Genomic DNA, 22,201 nt, shown 5'->3' with positions numbered 1-22,201 from the left:
AGGCTAGGTAACCTGGCTTCGGCCCAACATCCCAACAAAAATGTCGAGGTGCAATCCCGATTGCGCCGCGATAGGCGCTCAGGATTTGTCCGGCGTGGAGCTGTCCAGCACCTTGTCACAGCTTTGCTTGATCGCATGGTCCAGCTGTCGAATGCAGATATCGATCGCCAGATCGCGGGTGCGCTTGTTCGCCCACTCCAGCTCGGCCAGCGTCTCGATCAGATCCTGATGGCCGTTCTCGTTGAGCAGCATGCCGTGCTGAACGATGAGCGTTCTGCCCTGAAAATTCAGCTGCACCGGATCGCGCCCCACAAGGGATGCGCCAGCAGCCAGCAGACAATCGATATGGTCCCGTAGCGCATGCAATGCACGACGCTCATCGATCCGGTCACTCAAAACGTCTCTCCTGTCCCTGGAAAGAAAAGCTGCGATTCTGACGCGCTTCGCACGATATGGCGATAGCGTTTTGATATCGCCTGGCAGGTCAGACTGCCGCACGCACAAGGAAAACTGACGGCTTGGGAGAGCTGTGGAAGAGGGGGGATATGGCGGAAGGCAGTGAGAGTCGAACTCACCCGGGAACGGCTGCCGTCCCCAACCGGGGTTGAAGCCCGGCCGCACCACCGGGTGCGATTGCCTTCCATCACGATTGCCAGGCAACGTGGTAATTCCCCATAGGCACTGGCGCCACCGTTACGCAGGCAGGACGAAAGCTAACACGTCTGCACCGATTAGTGGCAGCATCGGCCAACTGCGAGGTCGGTCACACACAGGCCAACCGATCGCCAAGGAAGTGACTAGGCGCTGGTACGCCCGAGTACATGGAACAAGGTACGGTTAGAGGACAGATCACATGGATAGGCGTGATATTGACGAGCAGCTGAGCAATCTCAGCTTCGACATGGATGAGGAAATCGACGATCGCAACGAGCGTCGCGGCTGGAGTCGATCCAGCGTTCAACACGCCCACCGTCCAATGGATACCAGCCAAGCCATTATCCTAGCGGCGATCATCATTGTCGGCGGCATATGGGGCGGGAAGCTGCTCTACGACTATGTCCAGGAACAGCGGATGCGAGCTGCCGTCCATGAAGCTGCTCTCTATATGCAGCACGCCCTCAAACAAGCCGAGCAGAGCACCCGCCAGTCGCAAATTGAGATGCGGCAACGAGCGGCCGCAGAAGCCAACGCGCGAGCCCAGCAGCAAGCTCAGCAGCAAGCCAGTCGCCAAGCCGAGCTAACGAGAATCCAGCAGGAAAAACGCTACCGATCCGCTGAGTGCCAGTTCTGGTGGCAACAACATAAGCAAAATCCTACAGAGCGAAACATAAAGAAGAAAACCGAAGCATGCGGGGTCGGTTCTGGCTTCTAAGCCACATGGTTACCAGGGGAGGGCGTTAAGTGTCGGATTTCGAGCAGAACCAAAAGAACATTGACGGCTTATCAAAGCTTGGCGTTCCCGTTGTATCAGCACCTCCACAAGTAAATTTGGAATATATGCGCATCGGTGGCAAGCAATCTTCACTGGTAAACGCGCAACGGGGAATCAATACAGCGCTTCAGAACGGCAAGATATCGATAAAATTTTCTGAGCCTATCTGGATATATGATCTTACGGTATGGATAAAAGAAGAAGATAAATCCAAAGCCCGACAACTCACAAATCACGTGTCGGTGCGGCTGGTCTATGCGCGCGGGGGTGAAAGGGAAATCCCACTAAACGTTTTTGAAAGATATTTGGATTGCTATCCAAAAGATTTTCTCATCGAAATAGAGATAAAGTTCTTTGATATAAAGCGCACAATTTTTTCTAAGCCTCCCGCATGCGAAAAAATACAAATTACTGGATTAAACGCTGACGATTTTTCAGAATTCTGCACAAATACAGCAAGCACATTAGAGATTGCTAATACATTTAGCAATACCAAAATAAAGCTGCTTGGTGAGCTAAAAGAATTAAATAACCAGATAAGCGAAAGTGACACTGCGGCCTTGGAAAAGAATAAAGAATTGGCCGAGGTTATATCCGATTTAGAACGGAATCGCGAGAAGTTGTCTCATAGCGAAATAGAGCTTTCTCGATCGGAAGCAAAAGTAGGTGTGCTAAACAAGCAGTCTGCAGACCTAGAACAGAGACTCCGGGAGAACGAGAGATTAAATCAGCATCTTATCGAAAACATTCAAGATAATCGAGAAGAGCTTCAGGCATTGCTCGCGAATAAAAACGTGTTTATGGAAGAATTTAGTGCGTACGTAGAGCAGGGTAAAGGCAATATAAATTCATACTTTTGGGTGGGTGGCGCGCTATTGCTTGTAGTGGCTTTCTGTCTGTGGCGACTTGTAGCGTCAGCTGTGGCTCTTTCAAACGATCCTGCGATACTTGAAACTGTTAGCGCCTTTGATCTGTTTGTCTCTAGGTTGCCCTTAGCATTCTTGCTGGGGTCAGTGATGATTATATGCTTGAGAATACTTTTTGTATTGCTGTCAAAAGTATTTGAAATACATCAGGAAAGGCTTTTGCTGGCTAAGCTTTCGATTCTTGCCAAAGATAATAGTTTCTTCTCAGCTAATGGGCTTGATATTGCAGGCGAGCTAATTTACAACAAGCGGGTTTCGCTAAAGATGGAGCTTCTAAAAGAGTTCCTTGCAGGAAATTATCGCGGCGCAGTCGAGAAGGAAAGCGAAATAAAAAACTCATTTCAGAAGTTTAAAGATGATTTTATAAAGGCAAAGGCAGCTGAGGCAAAAGTAGATGAAGCCTCTGACGAGCTGAATACAAAATAAACTAAGCTAAAGCACGCGAATTCGGCGAAGGCGAAGTGTCGAAAACACAGGCTGACAATCGCCATAGTCCACTGATGGATAAGCAGAAACAGGATTTGAAGCCCGGCCGCACCACCGGGTGCGATTGCCTTCCTTATCTGGTCTTGATGTGGGAAAGGAAGCGGCGACCAGCCTACCCCAGGCCTGACTGGATCGCCAAGGCGCTGTTCTGGCGGACTTTGCGCTCGTTGCCGAAGCGGCGGGTGAGGCCGATGCGGTCGAAGTGTTCGAGCAGCTGGATGCTGCGTTTGCGGCCGAGCTGGATGCGGTCGCGGAAGGCGGCGGCGCGGATCACGCCGCTTTGCGCTTCCAGTTGCAGTACATGCCCCGCGAGTTGGCGAATGGTGAACTCGGGGTAGAACAAATCTTTCACCACCTGTTGCAGCAGGCCGAGACGGGCGAGCTTGCGTAGCAGGTTGCGCATCTGCGTTTCGTCGACGCCGAGGTCGCGGGCCAGGTCGCGGACCCAGGGTGGGTCGAAATGGCCGGCTTCGAGCAGTGGCCACAGGCGCGCTTTCAAATCTTCTTCCGCATCGCTCAGGCGCACCCGGTGATCGGGGCGGTGCAGCCACGGGCCGCTGGTTTCGATGCGGCCGGCGACCAGTGCCTGCTCCAGCAGGGCGATGAACACCGGCCGCTCCAGCTGCGGCAGGGCGTAGCGACGCAGGCGATCGCGGTCGGGGCCGAGTTCGTCGGGTTGTTCTTCGTGAAAACGCTGGAGAGAGTCGAGCAACGCGGTTTCGAGTTCGCGCCAGCGGGCCTGGTCGAACAGCCGTGGGCCGAGTCGGGTGCCGACTTCCAATACGCCGTGGGGGAGCTGCCAGCCTTCGCGCGGGCGGTTGAACTGGCGTTCCAGGCCTTGCGGGTCGATGCCATTGGTGGCGCTGGCGAGCAGTGGCGGCAATGCCTGCTCCAGGCTCGGCTGGTCGAGGGCGCGAAGTTGCTCCAGCCGCGCGGCACGACGGCGATTGCGTGGCGGTGCAAAGGGGTCGAGCACACGGCCACCGCCAAGGGTGCGCTGGGCGCACTGGTCGCGCAGGACGATGCGGTCGCCATGTACCGCGTGGCTCGGTGCGTTGAGCAGTAGCTGGGCGAAAGCGCGTTCGCCCGGCGCCAGGCTCGTGCCTTCGAGCAGGGCGACGCGCGCGGTGACGTCCTGGGCGCCGAGGTGTACGTGCACGGGCGTCCAGTGCTTGAGTTCGTGGGCTTCGCCGGGCAGCAGCTGGAAGTCGACGTCGATGCGTTGAGTCGGCGCGTGCAGCAGGGGGTGCAGCAGCCAGTCGCCGCGGTGGATCTGCTCCACTGCCAGCCGCTCACCGGCAAGATTCAGCGCGACGCGCTGGCCGGCATGGGCTTCGTCCGCTTCGCGGTTCTGCGCGTGCAGGCCGCGGACGCGCACGCGTTTGCCGGCGGGGCCGAGAAGCAGTTCGTCGCCGACTCGCACGCGCCCGGCAAAGGCGGTGCCGGTGACCACCACGCCAGCGCCGGTGACGCTGAAGGCGCGGTCGATGGCCAGGCGGAAGTGGCCGCTGTCGCTGCGGGCGGCGGTGCGCGCGGCTTCGTCGATCAGCGCCGCGCGCAGGGCGTCGATGCCATCGCCGCGGATGCTGGAAACCGGAAAGATCGGCGCTCCGGCCAGTGCTCCGGCGGCCAGCAGGTTTTCGATCTGTTGCTCGACTTCGGTGATGCGCCCCGGCTCGACGCGATCGATCTTGGTCAGCGCCACCAGTGCCCGGCGGATGCCGAGCAACTCGACGATGGCCAGGTGTTCACGGGTCTGCGGCATCACGCCGTCGTCAGCGGCCACCACCAGCAGCACGCAGTCGATGCCGCTGGCGCCGGCCAGCATGTTGTGCACGAAGCGCTCGTGGCCCGGCACGTCGATAAAACCGGTGAGGCTGCCTTCGCCGAGGTCGGCGTAGAGGTAGCCGAGGTCGATGGTGATGCCACGCTCGCGCTCCTCGCGACGGCGGTCGCCCTGTTGTCCGGTGAGGGCGTGGAGCAGTGCGGTCTTGCCATGATCGATATGGCCGGCGGTCCCGACGATCAACGGGCCAGCTCCTCTTGCAGGTGCGCCAGTTGCTGGAGAAAGGCCGGTTCGTCGTCCAGTTGGCGCAGGTCGAGCCAGAGGGCGTCGTCGTCGATGCGCCCGAGGACCGGAATCGGCAGGCAGCGCAGCGCTTCTTCAAGCTGACGCAGGCTGCGGCCGCGCAGGCGCTTGGGCTGCTGCGGACGGATGCACAGGGCGGCGCTGGGCAGACGGGCCACCGGCTGCGCGCCGCTGCCGATCATGCCCAGGGCATCGGTTACTGCGACTTGCCAGCTCTCGCCGAGCACGGCGGCCAGCGCCGGAGCAATGCGTTCAGCCTGGGTGCGGATCTCCGCCTGCGGGCGGCTGAGCAGGCGCAGGCTGGTGAGGCGTTCGGCGAGGCGGTCGGGGTCGCGATAGAGGTTGAGCACCGCTTCCAGCGCGGCAAGGGTCAGCTTGTCGACGCGCAGGGCGCGCTTGAGCGGGTTCTTCTTGATCTTCTGGATCAGCGCCTTGCTGCCGACGATCAGCCCGGCCTGCGGGCCGCCGAGCAGCTTGTCGCCGCTGAAGGTGACGATGTCGGCGCCGTCGCGCAGCGCTTCCTGCACCGTCGGCTCCTTGGGCAGGCCCCAGCGCGAGAGGTCGAGCAGGCTGCCGCTGCCCAGATCTTCCAGCAACGGCAGATCGTGGGTATGGGCGATGCGCGCCAGCTCGGCGGTGGCGACGCTGGCAGTGAAACCCTGCACGCTGTAGTTGCTGGTATGCACGCGCATCAGCAGCCCCGAGCGCGGGTTGATGGCCGCTTCGTAATCCTTGGCGTGGGTGCGGTTGGTGGTGCCGACTTCATGCAGCTTCACGCCGGCGCGGGCCATGATGTCGGGGATGCGAAAGGCGCCGCCGATCTCGATCAGCTCGCCACGGGAAATGATGCCTTCCTTGCGTGCACCTAGGCTGTTCAAGGCCAGCAGTACGGCGGCGGCGTTGTTGTTCACCACGGTGACCGCCTCGGCGCCGGTCAGCTCGCGGATCAGCCCTTCGATGAGGTCGTCGCGGTCGCCGCGCTTGCCGGTGGCGAGATCGAATTCCAGGTTGAGCGGGTAGCGCGCGGCAAGGGTGATCGCCTCGATGGCTTCATCCGGCAGCAGGGCGCGCCCGAGGTTGGTGTGCAGCACCGTGCCGGTGAGGTTGAACACTCGGCGCACGCGGCTCTTGTGCTGGCTGGCCAGGCGTTCGCCGGCGCGCCCGGCGAGCACCGCTTCGGACAGTTCCAGCGCGGCCAGCTGGCCACGGCGAGCCGGTTCGCGCAGTTCGTCGAGCAGGTCGCGCAGCGTCGCCAGCAGCGCCTGACGACCATAGCGCTGCTGCAGTGGCTGGCAGGCCGGATCGCGCAGCAGCTTGTCCACCGAGGGCAGATGGCTGCTGCTCATTCCTCGTTCCCCGGTGCCAGCAGCAGGTTGGGTGCCTGGCGGTTGTAGCCCTGATCGGCCAGCAGGAGGTCGAGGTCCAGCGTCGCCAGGTCGGCGGACAGGCTTTCGCCGTCCGGTGCCAATTCGAGATAGAGCTGCTTGAGGTAGCCGTTGCATTCGGGGCAGGCCTCGGCCTTGATGCCGTTGGGCGAGCCTTCGAAGTGCAGGTAGTCGAGCTTCTTGGTGCTGCGGCAGTGGCTGCATTTCAGGCGCACGTAGTGCCATTCGCAGGCGCACAGGGAGCAGACCAGGTAGCGCAGGCCGTTGAGCTGCCCGCGGTGGCGAATCACCCCGGCCATGGGCGGCGCGCCGCAGCAGGGGCAGAGGGTCTGGTCTTCGCGCTCGCGCAGGTCGGAGAGGTCGAGCTGGAGCAGCCAGTGGGTCCAGGCCAGCTGCAGCGCGGCGCCGAGAAAGGGCACCAGCGCCGGCGGCAGGCTGTCGTACTGGCCACTGATCAGCGCCACGGCCCAGGCCTTGCGCTGGCCGCTGTCGGCGCGGCGCAGCTGGTCGACGGCAGCGATCACCGACAGGTTGTCCGGCACCGTGAAGGCATCCAGCCAGGCATCGAGCAGCGGCAGCCACGCCCCTTCGCGCACCAGGGTGTCGGCGGCCAGCGGCGGCATGGCGTGCTTGAAGCATTCGCGGGTGCGTGCAGGGTCGAGCGGTGCGCTGGCAGGCGGGTTGTCCAGCACCTGCTGCTGGGCCTGGCATACGCCGGCGAGCAGGCGCAGGTAGTCGGCCAGCGGATGATCTTCGGCGAGCTTGGTCAGACGCTCGCTGCGCAGGGCGAACAAATCGCGTGGCGGCAGGTTGGTGAAGGGCGGTTTGCTGGCAGCGGCTTCGATCTGCCCGGGTTCGAGAATGGTGCCTGACACGCAGGACTCCTTTTCTTGTGGTATGCCGAACAGCATAGTCCGTCAGCGGTTATCGCTCGGCTTTCGATGGCATGCACGGACGAAGATTCCCGCGGTTGCGGGAACCTTCGTCGCGCTGTGGCGAGGTTTACTTGCGCTGGCTGATCTCCCGGTACCAGGCCGGATGGTGCTTGCGCGCCCAGGCCCGGCTGACGGTGCCGTAGAGCATCGCGCCCATGGAGCCCTTGATCCAGATGGCGGCGTAGATGTGCACGATGATGCTGACGATCAGCACGAAGGCGGCGGCCGCATGCAGCAGGCTGGCCCAGCGCAGCGAGACGATGCCGAAGAAGCTGCTGAAGTACTCGCGCCAGATGACGATGCCGCTGAGCAGCAGCACCAGCATGCTGAGGATCAGCACCCAGAACAGCACCTTCTGCCCGGCGTTGTAGCGGCCGACTTCCGGCAGCTTTTCCTCGCGGTTGTGCACCACGTCGTTGATCTGCCTGAGCCACTGGCGGTCGCGTGCTTCGATGCGGTTGTGCCCGGCGAAGCGGATCGCCAGCCAGAGGAAGAAGACGAACATCGCGACCCCGATGAAGGGGTGCAGGATGCGCGTCCAGGTGCCGCCGCCGAACAGCCCGGAGAGGCCGAACAGCGCCGGATGAAACAGTGCCAGGCCGGACAGCGCGGCGAGCACGAAGAGAATCGCGACGATCCAGTGGTTGGTCCGTTGCGAGGGGTTGTAGCGTTCGATCTCGTTGTTGTTCATCGTTGACTCCTTGAGCGAGCGGACACCGAAGGCGGCCCCGCGAACGGGGCCACGCGGTCAGGGTCGCGGCTCCTTGGGATCGACCACATGCACCGAAGGATCGACCTGGTGCACCACGGGCTCGCTGAGCTCGGCCTTGTCGTCCTCCTCCTCGACGCGGATCGGGCCGACCCGCGTGTAGTGGAAGAAGCCGGCCAGCACCGCCGCGCCCATGCCCAGCAGCGCGAGGGGCTTGGTCACGCCCTTCCACAGGCTGACCAGCGGGCTGATGGTGGGCTCGTCCGGCAGGTCGTTGTACAGCGAGGGCTGATCGGCATGGTGCAGCACGTACATCACGTGCGTACCGCCGACACCATCGGGGTCGTACAGGCCGGCCTGGTCGAAACCGCGTTCCCTGAGGTCGGCGATGCGCCCGGCGGCATGCTCCTTCATGTCCTCCTTGCTGCCGAAGACGATGGCGCCGGTGGGGCAGGTCTTCACGCAGGCCGGCTCCAGTCCGACCGACACCCGGTCGGAACAGAGCGTGCACTTGTAGGCCTTCTTGTCCTTCTCGGAGATGCGCGGGATGTCGAACGGGCAACCGGTGATGCAGTAGCCGCAGCCGATGCAGTGGTCCTGGTTGAAGTCGACGATGCCGTTGGCGTACTTCACGATCGCCCCCGGTGCCGGGCAGGCCTTGAGGCAGCCCGGGTCGGCGCAGTGCATGCAGCCGTCCTTGCGGATCAGCCATTCGAGGTTGCCGCTGCCGGGGTTCTCGTACTCGGCGAACTTCATCACCGTCCAGGATTCGGCGGTGAGGTCGATCGGGTTGTCGTAGGTCCCGTGGCTGGTGCCGACCTCGTCGCGCAGGTCGTTCCATTCCGAACACGCCACCTGGCAGGCCTTGCAGCCGATGCACTTGGAGGTATCGATCAGTTTCGCCACTTCGCCGACCTCGCGGATCGACGGCCGCTCGGTGGTCGTGGCGGAGCGGGCAATCACGTCTTGAGTAGCCATCATGCCTTCTCCACGTTGACCAGGAACGACTTGAACTCCGGCGTCTGGGTGTTGGCGTCACCGACGAACGGCGTCAGCGTGTTGGTCAGGTAACCGTTGCGCGCCACGCCAGCGAAGCCCCAGTGCAGCGGGATGCCGATCTGGTGCACGGTCTTGCCATCCACCGTCAGCGGCTTGATGCGCTTGGTCACCACCGCCACCGCCTTGATGTAGCCGCGGTTGGACGACACCTTGACCCGCTCGCCGGCCTTGATGCCGAGCTCGTTGGCCAGCACCTCGCCGATCTCGACGAACTGCTCGGGCTGGGTGATCGCGTTGAGCCGGCAGTGCTTGGTCCAGAAGTGGAAGTGCTCGGTGAGCCGGTAGGTGGTCGCCGCATAGGGGAATTCCTCCGCCGTGCCGAATAACTCCATGTCGTTCTTGAACACCCGCGCGGCGGGGTTGCTGGTCGCCTGGCGGTTGTCCGGATGCAGCGGGTTGCGCCCGATCGGCGTCTCGAACGGCTCGTAGTGCTCGGGGAACGGCCCCTCGTTCATCTTGTCCACGGCGAACAGCCGCGCCACCCCTTCGGGGTTCATGATGAAGGGGTTCATGCCGGCTTCGGGCGGCGAGTCGACCTTGAAGTCCGGCACGTCGGTGCCGCCCCATTTGCTGCCATCCCACCAGACCAGGCGCTTCTTCTGCGGGTCCCACGGGTTGCCCGCAGGATCGGCCGAGGCACGGTTGTAGAGAATTCGCCGGTTGGCCGGCCAGGACCAGGCCCAGCCAAGGGTCTGGCCCATGCCGTAGGGATCGGCGTTGTCACGCCGGGCCATCTGGTTGCCGGCCTGGGTCCAGGCGCCGCTGAAGATCCAGCAGCCACACGATGTGCTGCCATCGGCGCGCAGCAGGCCGAAGCCGGGCAACTGTTCGCCGGCCTTGGCCAGCAGCGCGCCGCTCTGCGGATCGAGCACATCGCCCAGCGCCTTGCCGTTGTACTCCTTTGCGATCTCCTCGGCGGAGGGCTCCTCGGGCTGGCGGTAGGACCAGTCGATGTTCAGCAGTGGCTCGGCGTAGGCGCCGCCTTCCTTGCGATACAGCTCACGCAGCCGGTGGAACAGTCCGCCCATGATCACCACGTCGGTCTTCGCCTGGCCTGGCGGCTCGGCTGCCTTCCAGTGCCACTGCAGCCAGCGCCCGCTGTTCACCAGCGAACCATCCTCCTCGGCGAAGCAGGTGGTCGGCAGGCGGAACACGGTGGTCTGGATGCTGGCGGTGTCGACGTCGTTGTATTCGCCGGCGTTGCGCCAGAACTCCGAGGTCTCGGTGGCCAGCGGGTCCATGACCACCAGGTACTTGAGCTTGGCCAGCGCCGCGCTGACCTTGGCCTTGTTGGGGAACGAGGCGATGGGGTTGAAGCCCTGGCAGAAATAGCCGTTGACCTGCCCCTGGTACATCATGTCGAAAACCTTGAGCACGTCGTAGCCGGGGATATCCAGCTTCGGCAGCCAGTCGTAGCCCCAGTTGTTCTCCGCCGTGGCGTTCTTGCCATACCAGGCTTTCATCAGGCTGACGTGGAACTTCTCGTAGTGCTGCCAGTAGGACAGCTGCCCTGGGCGCAGCGGCTTGGCGGTGCGCTTGGCGATATAGGCGTTGTAGTCCTGCTCGGCCTCCAGCGGCAGGGTCAGGTAGCCAGGCAACAGGTTGGACAGCAGGCCCAGGTCGGTCAGGCCCTGGATGTTGGAGTGCCCGCGCAGGGCGTTCATGCCGCCACCAGGCATGCCGATGTTGCCGAGCAGCAGTTGCACCATGGCGCCCGTACGGATCATCTGCGAGCCGACCGAGTGCTGGGTCCAGCCCAGGGCGTACATGATCGTCATGGCCTTGCCCGGTGCCGAGGTCTCGGCGATGGTTTCCCAGACCTGGAGCATCCTGTCCTGCGGCGTACCACAGATGTTGCTGACCACCTCCGGGGTGTAGCGGCTGTAGTGTTGCTTGAGCAGGTTGTAGACGCAGCGTGGGTGAGTGAGGCTCTTGTCAACGCGGGCGAAGCCGTCCTCATCCAGCTCGTAGCTCCAGGTGGATTTGTCCGGGTAGCTGCGCTTCTCGGCGTCATAGCCGTTGAACAGGCCGTCCTCGAAGCCGAAGCCTTCCTTCACGATGAACGCGACATCGGTGTAGTTGACCACGTACTCGTGCTGGATCTTGTCGTTCTCCAGCAGGTAGTTGATCAGCCCGCCGAGGAAGGCGATGTCGGTACCGGTACGGATCGGCGCATACAGGTCTGCGACCGAGGCCGAACGGGTGAAGCGTGGATCGACCACCACCAGCCGCGCCTTGTTGCGCGCCTTGGCCTCGGTGACCCATTTGAAGCCGCACGGGTGCGCTTCGGCGGCGTTACCGCCCATGATCAGGACCAGATCGGCGTTCTGGATATCGCTCCAGTGATTGGTCATGGCTCCACGGCCAAACGTCGGGGCAAGACTTGCCACCGTCGGGCCGTGTCAGACACGTGCCTGGTTATCGAATCCCAGAATGCCGAGTGAACGCACCACTTTGTGGGTGATGTAGCCGGCCTCGTTGGAGGACGCCGAGGCGGCGAGGAAACCGGTGCTCAGCCAGCGGTTGACCGTCTGGCCCTTGTCGTTGCGCTCGATGAAGTTGGCGTCGCGGTCGTCCTTCATCAGTCGGGCGATACGGTCGAGGGCATCGCTCCACTCGATGCGCTTCCACTCGTTGCTGCCCGCTTCGCGGACTTCCGGATGGGTCAGGCGGTTGGGGCTGTGGACGAAGTCGAGCAGGCCGGCGCCTTTCGGGCACAGGGTGCCGCGGTTGACCGGGTGATCGGAGTCGCCTTCGATATGGATGATGTTCTGCGCGACGTTCTTGCCGCCGCTGCCCTGGCTGTAGAGGATCAGCCCGCAGCCGACGGAACAGTAGGGGCAGGTGTTGCGGGTTTCACGGGTGTTGGTCAGTTTGAAATGCCGGATCGACTCGGCATATGCCGTCGGTGGGGCCATGCCCAATGCCGCCATGCTCGACGCCCCAAGGCCCACACCGCAGACCTTGAAGAACTGTCGACGGTTCATGTCCATCGGTGTTCTCCTTCTCATCAGGCTGGAACGCCGATACTTTGCCGGCGTCTGCTTTAGCAGCTTAGCCAAGCTTTCAAGAAGTGAAGGATTAATGCTGCGCTTCGCTTGTGCCCGCAATCGCAAGGATGCCTAGGATGGACCGGCTGGGCACTCAGGCGCCGGCCGGCCTGGCGAGCTGGTTCTTCCATTCCCGTGGCGACTGCCCGGCTTGCGCCTTGAATGCACGTGACAGCGCCGCTTCGCTGCCGTAGCCGACCTCGGTGGCGATCACCTTCAGCGGTCGCCCTCGCTGCAGCGCCTTCTGTGCCAGACGCACGCGCCAGCCCTGCAGGTACTGGCCGGGCGTCTGCCCGAGCGTTTCGCGGAAGGTGGTGGCGAACACGCTGCGCGACATCCCGGCGACGCGGGCGAGCTCTTCGAGCGTCCAGTCCTGCGCTGGCGCTTCGTGCATCGCCACCAGCGCGTTGCGCAAACGCGGATGGGCGAGGCCTGAGAGCAGTCCGCCGCTGACCTCGTCGCTTTCCATCAGCTGACGCAGGATCTGGATCATCACCACCTCCACCAGGCGCTCGATCAGCGCCATGCGCCCGCAGCGCTGTTCGAAGGCCTCCTCGAACAGCAGCGAGAGCACCGGCTCGGCACCCATGACGCCATCCAGCGGCAGGCAGACCAGATCGGCCAGCGCCGAGGCGATCGGGTTGGCACTGCCGCCCTCGAACGCCAGGTTTGCGCAGACCATGTCCACCTCGCAGCCCGGCGCGGTGATGAAGCGGTGCGTCAGCGGCCGCGGAAACAGCAGCAGGCTCGGTTGCGAGACCTGCAGCACCTCGCGCCCATAGCGGACTTCCACCTCGCCGCGGCGTATTAGGTGCAGTTGCCCGTGCACGCCATCGCTCTGCAGCGTGTTGATGCCACACAGCGGCCCGGCATTGAACACCTGGGCGTGCATCGGGAAGTGCGTCATCAACGCAGCGAGGCGATCGGACATGTAAGTACTCCTGATCAAGTTTCCCGGACTTTACGTCACCAACAGTTTTTTCTGGTGAGCAGAATAGCGCTTACCGGACAACACCGCTCCGGCAACTTCAGAAAACAGGAGTCACCGCCATGTCCATCGAGAAGATCCTCTACACCGCTACTGCCACCGCCACCGGCGGCCGGGAAGGTCGCGCCACATCGTCCGACCAGGCGCTCGACGTGCAGCTGTCCACGCCGCGTGAGCTGGGCGGCGCCGGTGGTGCCGGGACCAACCCCGAGCAGCTGTTCGCCGCCGGATATTCGGCCTGCTTTCTCGGTGCCCTGAAGTTCGTCGCCGGCAAGCAGAAGGTCGCCCTGCCGGCCGATACCCGCATCACCGGCAAGGTCGGCATCGGCCAGATTCCCACCGGCTTCGGCATCGAGGCCGAGCTGACCATCAGCGCCCCCGGCATCGCCCGCGACGTGCTGCAAGCGCTGGTCGAGCAGGCCCACGTGGTCTGCCCCTACTCCAACGCCACCCGCGGAAACATCGACGTCACGCTGATCCTCGCTGACTGAATCCAGACCACTTTATCTACGAACAGGAGACCCACACCATGAACTCGATCACTCGCACCTTCGCCCTCTCGCTGCTGGCCATCGCGCTGCAACCCGCCTTCGCCGCCGAGGCCGCACAACCGGTGAAGCCCGGCAGCAGCGTAGTCGCCGCGCAGACCGCCAGCACCATCACCACCGCCGATGGCGTGCAGCTCTACTACAAGGACTGGGGGCCGAAGGATGGCCCGGTGGTTACCTTCAGCCACGGCTGGCCGCTGAGTTCCGACAGCTGGGAATCGCAGATGATGTTCCTCGCTTCGCAGGGCTATCGAGTGGTCGCTCATGACCGTCGCGGCCATGGCCGTTCCAGTCAGCCCTGGGAAGGCAACGACATGGACCACTACGCCGACGATCTGGCCGCGGTGATCGAGGCACTGGACCTGCAGGACGTGACCCTGGTCGGCTTCTCCACAGGTGGTGGCGAGGTGGCGCGCTACATCGGTCGCCACGGCACCGGGCGGGTGAAAAAGGCTGTGCTGGTCAGCGCTGTGCCGCCGATGATGCTGAAGACCGCGGATAACCCGGGTGGTCTGCCGCTGGAAATGTTCGACGGCATCCGCAAGGCTTCGCTGGAAGACCGCGCGCAGCTGTATCTGGACCTGGCTTCCGGCCCGTTCTACGGCTTCAACCGGCCGGGCGCCAAGGTTTCCCAGGGATTGATCGACAACTGGCGCGCCCAGGGCATGCAGGCCGGGCACAAGAACACCTACGACTCCATCGCCGCCTTCTCGGCCACCGATTTCCGCGAGGATCTGAAGAAGTTCGATGTGCCGACGCTGGTGATCCACGGTGACGATGATCAGATCGTGCCGCTGGACAGCTCGGGCAAGGCATCCGCAGCGCTGATCGAGGGTGCGCAGCTGATCGTCTATCCCGGAGCCCCGCATGGCCTGACCGACACCCACAAGGAACGCTTCAACAACGATCTGCTGGCGTTCCTCAAGAAGTGATGTGCAGCAGCCTCGTCGAGCGGCTCGGAGCACCGCGCCGCTTGCCGCCCAGAAACGACAAACCCCGCCAGATGGCGGGGTTTGTTTTGCAGACTGCGTTAAGGCAGACCGGATTCTCTACACGACGCCGATCAGGCGTTCTGACGGATACCGACGACCAGCCAGGGCTGGTTCTCGCCCTGCACACGCTCCATGCGCCAGCTTTCGCTGAAGGGCTCGCCCTGGTCGAAGCGCGAAGTCTTAGCCACGCCGCTGAAGGTCAGGGTCGCGGTGGTCTTCTCGGCGTTGTCGTCGACGCCGTCGAGCTGGATCTGCAGATCGTCGATGTAGGTCGACTGATAGGCATCACCGATCTCGGCGCGCTCCTGCTTGAGGAAGCCCAGCAGCTGCGGGGTGACGAACTCGGCGATCTTGTCCATCTCGTTGGCGTCCCAGTGCTGCTGCAGCGAGAGGAAGTGCTCGCGGGCCGCGGCGACGAAGCTCTGCTCGTTGAACCAGGCCGGGGCGTTGATCACCGGAGCGGCGGCGGCCGGGGCGGCGCTGCCACCGAAGATGGAGGTCGCGGGCTGCTGCGGCATCTCGCGCTGCATCGGCGCGTGGCCGGCCATGGCCGGTTGCTGCTGGCGACGACGGGCGGCGAGGAAGCGGAACAGCAGGAAGGCGATCAGGCCGAAGATCAGGATATCCATGAACTGGATGCCCTCGAAGCCATCGCCCATGAACATCGAGGCGAGCAGGCCGCCGGCGGCCAGACCGGCCAGCGGGCCGAGCCAGCGCGAGGCACCGCTGGCGGCAGCGGGCGTCTGACGGCCAGCCTGATTCGGTGCGGCCTGGGTCTGCTGGGGCGCCTGGCGGGTCTGGTGGCTCGGTGCCGAGCCGAAGCTCTTGCCGCCGCCGAAGCGCTTGGCGTGGGCGTCCAGCGCGAAGGTCAGGCTGATACACAGCGCCATGAAAATGCTAAGCACACGTTGCATTGAGTGTTCCCGCTTGAATTAAGTGGAGGTACGCGCGCCATCCTGCCGAGCCGGGCAAGGGTTGGCGAGGGGCAGTATGTTACGAGCTTTTGCTTGCGACCGTTGGTCGCGTTCGGCCAGGCCGACCAAGAGTCGGCTGGCCCTGATCGGCGCGCGGAGCCCGGCGGCTCCGCGCGCACGGCAGGTCAACGCCAGTTGTACAGTTCCTTCTCGGAGATCTCGTGCATCGGCTTGACCTGCGCCTGGAAGGCTTTCATCGACGCCCAGATGCGCCCGTTCAGCTCGCTCTGCGCAGCCAGCTCGCCGAGCACCAGCTCCGACTGCTCCTGCATGGCGCCGAGCACTTCGTCGGGGAAGCGCTTGAGCTCGACGCCCTGCTGCTTGAGCTGATCCAGCGCCAGGGCGTTGTTGTAGACGTAGTCATCCATCATGTCGCGGCTGGCCGCGCGGGTCGCTTCGGTGAGGATCGCCTGCAGATCCTCGGGCAGGGTATCGAACGCCTTCTGATTGACCAGCAGTTCGAGCACCGCCTGCGGCTCCTGCCAGCCGGGGTAGTAGTAATACTTCGCGGCCTTGTGCAGACCGAAGGCCAGGTCGTTGTACGGGCTGACCCAGTCGGTGGCGTCGATGGCGCCGGACTGCAGCGCAGTGAACACCTCGCCGCCAGGCAGGTTGACGGTGGTCGCGCCGAGACGTGTCAGCACTTCGCCGCCGAGGCCCGGCATGCGGATCTTCAGCCCCTTGAGGTCGTCCAGCGAATTGATCTCCTTGTTGTACCAGCCGCCCATCTGCATGCCGGTGTTGCCGACCACCATCGGCTTCACGCCGAACGGGGCATAGGCCTCGTCCCAGAACTTCTGGCCTTCGCCCTTGCTCAGCCAGGCGTTCATCTCGATGGCCGACAGGCCGAACGGCACGGAGGTGAAGAACTGCGCGGTGGGCACCTTGCCCTTCCAGTAGTAGGCAGCGCCGTGGCCCAGTTCGGCGGTGCCGCGCGAAACGGCATCGAACACTTCCAGCGCCGGCACCAGTTCGCCGGCGGCGTAGACCTTGATGGTCAGGCGACCGTCACTCATCACCTTGACGCGCTCGGCCAGGCGTTCGGCGGCGGTGCCCAGGCCCGGGTAGTTCTTCGGCCAGGCGGTGACCATCTTCCAGGTGTAGGTTTTGGCGGGTTCGCTGGCGGCCTGCTGGCCGGTGGTTTCGACTTTCTTGTCGTCGTTGCAACCGGCAAGGCCGAGGGTGGCAAGCAAGGCAGCGGCAGCACCGAACAGATGGCGGCGTTTCATGGGTCGGTATCCTTGGAAGATTCTTCTTATAAGAGTGGCTGGTTGGTATGGCGGATTGACGTTAGCGTCAACCTCACAGGGCTTCAAGTTTCGCGTAGCTGAGCATCAGCCATTTGCTGCCCTCGTCCTCGAAATTCACCTGCACCCGCGCCTGGGCGCCGGCGCCTTCGAAGTTGAGGATGGTGCCTTCGCCGAACAGCGAATGGCGTACGCGCTGGCCGAGGTTGAACGGTGTTTCCGGCACGCCGGCGCCGTCGAACAGCGACGAGCCGCTCATGCTCTTGCCGCTGAACGAGCGCGTCACCGTGTTGCTCAGCCGCACTTCCTGCACCAGCGCCGGCGGAATCTCGCGGACGAAGCGCGAGACCTTGTTGTAGGTCTCGCTGCCGTACAGCCGGCGTGTTTCGGCGTAGGTGATCACCAGCTGCTGCATGGCGCGGGTGATGCCGACGTAGGCCAGGCGGCGTTCCTCTTCCAGGCGGCCGGATTCCTCCAGGCTCATCTTGTGCGGGAACAGGCCTTCTTCCATGCCGACCAGGAACACCAGCGGGAACTCCAGACCCTTGGCGCTGTGCAGGGTCATCAGCTGCACGCTGTCCTCGTGATCGCCGGCCTGCTGCTCGCCGGCCTCCAGCGAGGCGTGGTCGAGGAAGGCGGCCAGCGGCGACTGGATGTCGTCGTCCTCTTCGCTGTAGTTGTCGAAGGCGCGGGCGGCGGAGACCAGTTCCTCGAGGTTTTCCACCCGCGCCTGGGCCTTCTCGCCCTTTTCGTCGCGGTGGTAGGCGAGTAGCCCGGATTCCTCGATGACCAGCTGCGCCATGCTGTGCAGCGGCAGTTTCTCGACCTTCAGCGCCAGGGTGTCGACCAGCTCGACGAAGCCGTTCAGCGCGCTGGCGGCGCGCCCGGACACCGCCTTGGTGCCGACCGCCTGGTGCAGCGCAGCCCACATCGACAGGCCCTGTTCACGGGCCAGCTGGCGCAGGCATTCGACGGTCTTCTCGCCGATGCCGCGGGCCGGCACGTTGATCACCCGTTCCAGCGCCGCGTCGTTGTCGCGGGTCTGGATCAGGCGCAGGTAGGCCATGGCGTTCTTGATCTCGGCACGCTCGAAGAAGCGCTGGCCGCCGTAGATGCGGTAGGGGATCTTCTCGCGCAGCAGCGCCTCTTCCAGCACCCGCGACTGGGCGTTGGAGCGGTAGAGGATGGCGATCTCGCTGCGGCTCATGCCGTCGCGGATGGCCTTCTCGATGCTCTCGACCACGTAACGCGCTTCGTCGTGCTCGTTGAACGCGGCGTACAGGCTGATCGGCTCGCCCTCGCAGCCGGAGGTCCAGAGTTCCTTGCCGAGGCGACCCTGGTTGTTGGCGATCAGCGCGTTGGCGGCCTTGAGGATGCAGGCGGTGGAGCGGTAGTTCTGTTCCAAGCGGATGGTTTCGGCATCCGGGAAGTCGGCGCTGAACTGGTGCAGGTTCTCGATGCGCGCGCCGCGCCAGCCGTAGATCGACTGGTCGTCGTCGCCGACCACCATCAGGCTCTCGCCGCCCTTGGCCAGCAATCGCAGCCAGGCGTACTGGACGGCGTTGGTGTCCTGGAACTCGTCCACCAGCACATGGCGGAAGCGCCGCTGGTAGTGCTCGAGCAGGCCGGGGTGGTCGCGCCACAGATCCAGCGCACGTAGCAGCAGCTCGGAGAAGTCGATGACGCCGGCGCGGGCGCAGGCCTCTTCATAGGCCTCGTAGATCTTCAGCTGGGTGGCGAGGAACAGATCACCGCCGGCCTGGATGTTGCGTGGGCGCAGCCCTTCGTCCTTCTGCGCATTGATCCACCACTGTGCCTGGCGCGCCGGCCAGCGCTGCTCGTCGAGGCCGAGCTCGCGGATCACCCGCTTGACCAGGCGCTGCTGGTCGTCGGAATCGAGAATCTGGAAATTCTCCGCCAGCTTCGCCTCGCGCCAGTGCGCACGCAGCAGGCGATGGGCCAGGCCGTGGAAGGTGCCGACCCACATGCCCTGCGGGTTGACGTGCAGCAGCTGCTCGATACGCTGGCGCATTTCCGCGGCCGCCTTGTTGGTAAAGGTCACCGACAGGATCGAGTGCAATGATGCGCGCTCGACCTGGTGCAGCCAGGCGATGCGGTGCACCAGTACACGGGTCTTGCCCGAGCCGGCGCCGGCCAGCACCAGTTGCCGGCCCAGCGGCGCGGCCACGGCCTGGCGCTGGGCATCGTTGAGGGAATTCAGGAGAAGGGAGAGATCGTCATGCATCGCGGCATTCTATTGGAAATGCCCGCGCTGCGCTCGCCCTGCGGTCCGTTTGACCGAGCACCATGCATCGCGGCGGGAGCATGCTTCGCCTTATGGCTTATGCCGGAACTCCGTTGGTCGGTGAGCACGGCCCACAGACCAATTTCCGATGCAGCATGTATGACGCGAGACTAGCAACGTGCCATTATCGGCCGTGTTTTGGTTCCGAGAGAGCCTGATTCGGGTGCAGTTATTACTAGAACAACAGACATGACCGATTCCATTCGAACCGCCTTCCCGGGGGCTGCGACCGCTGTTGCAGACGGGATGGCGCCCTCCGACCACATTGCCGAACGCACGCGTTTGCTCTATCTGGGGTCGCGCGTCCCGGCGCTGTTGCTATTGCTCTCGACGCTGATCTGCGGCGTGGTGCTGTGGGAGGACAACGGCGGCATCGAACTCGGCGGCTGGATCGGCTGGATGCTCGCGCTGGGCCTGCTGTGGCTGCAGCAGGTCATGGCGTTCGGCAAGGCGAGCCCCGAGGGGCAGGCCGATGCGCACTGGCGCTGGCGGTTCTTTCTCGGCAGCAGCATATGTGCGGTCAGCCTGAGCTATGCAATGGTCGCGCTGATACCCGCCGATGCTTTCGCCACGCAGGCGCTGCTGTACGGTTTGATCGGTTCGGTCGTCGTCGCCGCCAGCGTCGCTTATGGCGTCTGCCTTCCTGCTTTCTTCTGTTTCGCCGTGCCCAGCCTGCTGCCGACAGGTTTGCTGTTGATGACCAGCGGCCATCCGTTGCAGCAAGGTTGGGGGCTGCTGGCGATGATCGTGCTGGCGACCTTGAGCCTGACCGCCTGGCAGATCAGTCGATTGATCACTGACAGTATCGAACAACGCCTGCACCGGCAGCGCCTGATCGAACGGCTGGAGAGGGCCGGTCGCGAGGCCGAGCTGCTCAATCGCCGGCTAGGGTCGGAGATCGAACAGCGTTGCCATGCCGAGCAGCAGCTGCGCAGCGCTTACGATGGCCTCGAGCTGCGTGTGGCCGAACGTACGGTGGAGCTTGCCCGGGCCGCGGAAGAACTCGGTGAAAGCGAAGCACGGCTCAATCTTGCGCTCGATGCCAGCGGCCTCGGTCTGTGGGATTGGGACCTGGCGAACAACCGGGTCCACCACTCCCGGCTGGAAGTGGTCTTCGGTGTCGGCCTGCCCGATCGTCGCGATGAGCATGGCTCGCCGCTGCCGGACATCCATCCCGACGATCTGGAAGCCGTCCGTGCGACATTGATCGCGCATCTGAAGGGTGAAACCGAATTCTTTACCGTGGAGTATCGGGCGCTGCGCGCCGATGGCAGCGAACTCTGGCTCGAAGACCGCGGTCGGGTGATCCAGCGCGATGCCGATGGGCGAGCGTTGCGCATGATCGGTACCCGCCGTGACATCAGCGAGCTGCGCAGCCAGGCCGAGCAGCAGCGCCTGGCGGCCACGGTGTTCGAAGCCGCCAGCGAAGGCATGGTGATCATGAACGCCCGCTACCGCGTGTTGGCGGTGAATGATGCCTGCTGCGCGCTATCCGGCTACAGCCGCGAGGAGCTGATCGGTCACAGCGTGGCGCGAATCGCCGGCTCGCAGGAGAGCCAGCGCCAGTACCAGACCATGCGCGAAGCGCTGGAACTGCACGGTCACTGGCAGGGCGAGCTGATCGAGACCCGCAAGAGCGGTGAGGTCTACCCGCAGTGGGTGCAATTGCGCGAGGTGCGCGATGCCAACGACAGCGTCACCCATGTGGTTGCCTTCATCTCCGACCTCAGCGTGCGGCGCAAGATCGAGGAGCGCCTGCGCTACCTGACTCATTACGACGACCTCACCGGGCTGGCCAACCGCGGCCTGCTCAAGGAGCGTCTGCACGAGGCCTGCCAACGGGTACGCCGCAATGGCCGCAACATGGCGGTGCTCTACATCGATCTGGACCGCTTCAAGCTGCTCAACGAAAGCCTGGGCCATGAGGCCGCCGACGCGCTGCTGCGCGAGATGTCGCGACGGATCACCCAGACCCTGGGCGAGGCCGACACCATTGCACGGCTGTCCGGCGACGAGTTCGTCGTGCTGATCGACGCCTACGGCAGTCTCAGCAGCCTCGCGCATCTGGGCAGCCGGTTGCTGCAGCGCATCCGCAAGCCAGTGATCATCGACGAGCAGGAGCTGGTCATCAGCGCCTCGATCGGCGTCAGCCTGATGCCGGATAACAGCCGTGATGCGGAAGTGCTGCTGCGCCAGGCGAACATGGCCATGCAGCAGGCCAAGCACCTGGGCGGCAACACGCTGCAGTTCTTCACCGACCGTCCGCAGGCGTCGAGCATGCAGTACCTGCAGCTGGAGAATCAGCTGCGCAAGGCGCTGGATTCCGGCCAGCTGGAAGTGTTCTATCAGCCTCGTCTGACGCTGGCCAACGATGCCCTGGATGCTGCCGAAGCGCTGGTGCGCTGGCGTCACCCCGAGCGCGGACTGGTCGCCCCGGCGCACTTCATCCCGCTGGCGGAAGAGACCGGTTTGATCATTCCGCTCGGCGAGTTCGTCTTGCGCGAGGCCTGTCGCCAGGCGCGCCAGTGGCAGCAGCAGGGGCTGGCCGAGATCCGCGTCTCGGTGAACCTCTCGGTCAAGCAGTTGCGCCAGGGCAACTTCGTCAGCCTGGTGCGCCAGGTGCTGGAGGAAACCGGCCTGCCGGCGACCATGCTGGAGCTGGAACTGACCGAAAGCCAGTTGCTGGACGACATCGACAACGCCATCAGCATCAGCGAGCAGCTGCGCGCGCTGGGCGTGCGACTGGCGATCGACGATTTTGGCACCGGCTTCTCGTCGCTGAGCTACCTCAAGCGCTTCCCGGTGGATTACGTGAAGATCGACCGCTCGTTTATCAGTGAGCTGGAGCATTCCAGTCAGGATGCGGCGATTACCCGGGCGATCATCGCCATGGTCCACAGCCTGGAGCGCAAGGTGGTGGCCGAAGGGGTGGAAACCCAGGCGCAGATGGATTTCCTCAAGGCCAACCAGTGCGACGAAATCCAGGGTTACCTGCTCAGTCCGCCGGTGCCGGCCGAGCAGTTCGCCGAGCTGCTGCGTTAAGCTGCGACGTCGTAATGCGACGCCAGCTCCGCGC

The 22,201-nt window shown here is 63.7% G+C and carries 16 protein-coding genes and 1 tRNA gene; 5 read left to right on the top strand and 12 right to left on the bottom strand.

Going from position 1 to position 22,201, the window contains the following annotated elements; translation table 11 throughout:
• Positions 1 to 78: 78 nt before the first annotated feature.
• Positions 79 to 396 (bottom strand): hypothetical protein, encoded by a 318-nt coding sequence (locus NAO55_RS02495; RefSeq protein ID WP_102839295.1) that lies wholly within the window; start codon positions 394 to 396, stop codon positions 79 to 81.
• A gap of 150 nt (positions 397 to 546) precedes the next feature.
• Positions 547 to 642, bottom strand: a tRNA-Sec gene (locus tag NAO55_RS02490).
• Between the two features lie 211 nt (positions 643 to 853).
• Between NAO55_RS02490 and NAO55_RS02485 the strand changes: the two genes are divergently transcribed.
• Both NAO55_RS02485 and NAO55_RS02480 read left to right on the top strand, forming a co-directional pair.
• Positions 854 to 1,372, top strand: a complete 519-nt coding sequence (locus NAO55_RS02485) for a hypothetical protein (protein ID WP_102839296.1) — start codon at positions 854 to 856, stop codon at positions 1,370 to 1,372.
• A gap of 29 nt (positions 1,373 to 1,401) precedes the next feature.
• A complete protein-coding gene (locus NAO55_RS02480; protein WP_146030719.1) occupies positions 1,402 to 2,784 on the top strand; it encodes a hypothetical protein in 1,383 nt (460 codons plus the stop codon).
• 172 nt (positions 2,785 to 2,956) lie between these two features.
• Here NAO55_RS02480 and selB read toward each other — a convergent pair whose 3' ends face one another.
• The 7 genes from selB to NAO55_RS02445 all read right to left on the bottom strand — a co-directional run bounded on the left by selB (position 2,957) and on the right by NAO55_RS02445 (position 13,002).
• The gene (gene selB / locus NAO55_RS02475; RefSeq protein ID WP_102839298.1) at positions 2,957 to 4,873 is read right to left on the bottom strand and encodes a selenocysteine-specific translation elongation factor; all 1,917 of its coding nucleotides are present in this window, start codon (positions 4,871 to 4,873) and stop codon (positions 2,957 to 2,959) included.
• On the bottom strand, positions 4,870 to 6,279 hold the full coding sequence (gene selA, locus NAO55_RS02470; protein WP_102839299.1) for an L-seryl-tRNA(Sec) selenium transferase: 1,410 nt from the start codon (positions 6,277 to 6,279) through the stop codon (positions 4,870 to 4,872). Before selA ends, selB begins: the two co-directional genes overlap by 4 nt.
• Positions 6,276 to 7,193, bottom strand: a complete 918-nt coding sequence (fdhE, locus tag NAO55_RS02465; protein ID WP_102839672.1) for a formate dehydrogenase accessory protein FdhE — start codon at positions 7,191 to 7,193, stop codon at positions 6,276 to 6,278. Before fdhE ends, selA begins: the two co-directional genes overlap by 4 nt.
• Positions 7,194 to 7,320: 127 nt before the next feature.
• Positions 7,321 to 7,944, bottom strand: coding sequence for a formate dehydrogenase subunit gamma (locus NAO55_RS02460; protein WP_102839300.1), 624 nt, complete (start codon positions 7,942 to 7,944; stop codon positions 7,321 to 7,323).
• A 57-nt stretch (positions 7,945 to 8,001) separates the two neighbouring features.
• A complete protein-coding gene (gene fdxH / locus NAO55_RS02455; protein WP_102839301.1) occupies positions 8,002 to 8,940 on the bottom strand; it encodes a formate dehydrogenase subunit beta in 939 nt (312 codons plus the stop codon).
• The gene (gene fdnG / locus NAO55_RS02450) at positions 8,940 to 12,014 is read right to left on the bottom strand and encodes a formate dehydrogenase-N subunit alpha (RefSeq protein WP_102839302.1); all 3,075 of its coding nucleotides are present in this window, start codon (positions 12,012 to 12,014) and stop codon (positions 8,940 to 8,942) included. The genes fdxH and fdnG overlap by 1 nt, the downstream gene beginning before the upstream one ends.
• Positions 12,015 to 12,165: 151 nt before the next feature.
• A complete protein-coding gene (locus tag NAO55_RS02445) occupies positions 12,166 to 13,002 on the bottom strand; it encodes an AraC family transcriptional regulator (protein WP_011911414.1) in 837 nt (278 codons plus the stop codon).
• Positions 13,003 to 13,121: 119 nt separating this feature from the next.
• On the opposite strand from NAO55_RS02445, the gene NAO55_RS02440 reads away from it, so the two are divergent.
• Together NAO55_RS02440 and NAO55_RS02435 are read left to right on the top strand one after the other, a co-directional pair.
• Positions 13,122 to 13,550: an organic hydroperoxide resistance protein gene (locus NAO55_RS02440; RefSeq protein ID WP_011911415.1), complete on the top strand. Its 429-nt coding sequence runs from the start codon at positions 13,122 to 13,124 to the stop codon at positions 13,548 to 13,550.
• 38 nt (positions 13,551 to 13,588) lie between these two features.
• Entirely contained in the window at positions 13,589 to 14,539 is a 951-nt protein-coding gene (locus NAO55_RS02435; protein WP_102839303.1) for an alpha/beta fold hydrolase, read from the top strand.
• Positions 14,540 to 14,670: 131 nt separating this feature from the next.
• Here the strand turns inward: NAO55_RS02435 and NAO55_RS02430 are convergent, their stop codons facing one another.
• The 3 genes from NAO55_RS02430 to uvrD all read right to left on the bottom strand — a co-directional run bounded on the left by NAO55_RS02430 (position 14,671) and on the right by uvrD (position 19,065).
• The gene (locus tag NAO55_RS02430) at positions 14,671 to 15,513 is read right to left on the bottom strand and encodes a Tim44 domain-containing protein (RefSeq protein ID WP_102839304.1); all 843 of its coding nucleotides are present in this window, start codon (positions 15,511 to 15,513) and stop codon (positions 14,671 to 14,673) included.
• A gap of 185 nt (positions 15,514 to 15,698) precedes the next feature.
• Positions 15,699 to 16,802 (bottom strand): TRAP transporter substrate-binding protein, encoded by a 1,104-nt coding sequence (locus NAO55_RS02425; RefSeq protein WP_102839305.1) that lies wholly within the window; start codon positions 16,800 to 16,802, stop codon positions 15,699 to 15,701.
• Positions 16,803 to 16,875: 73 nt separating this feature from the next.
• Positions 16,876 to 19,065, bottom strand: coding sequence for a DNA helicase II (uvrD, locus tag NAO55_RS02420; protein WP_102839306.1), 2,190 nt, complete (start codon positions 19,063 to 19,065; stop codon positions 16,876 to 16,878).
• Positions 19,066 to 19,314: 249 nt separating this feature from the next.
• Between uvrD and NAO55_RS02415 the strand changes: the two genes are divergently transcribed.
• Positions 19,315 to 22,167, top strand: a complete 2,853-nt coding sequence (locus tag NAO55_RS02415) for a putative bifunctional diguanylate cyclase/phosphodiesterase (RefSeq protein ID WP_102839307.1) — start codon at positions 19,315 to 19,317, stop codon at positions 22,165 to 22,167.
• Positions 22,168 to 22,201 lie beyond the last annotated feature (34 nt).

The organism is Stutzerimonas frequens, from assembly GCF_024448335.1.
Classification (GTDB): Bacteria; Pseudomonadota; Gammaproteobacteria; order Pseudomonadales; family Pseudomonadaceae; genus Stutzerimonas; species Stutzerimonas frequens.
The sequence above is the reverse complement of the archived record's forward strand: the minus strand, read 5'-3'. Positions and strand labels throughout refer to the sequence as shown.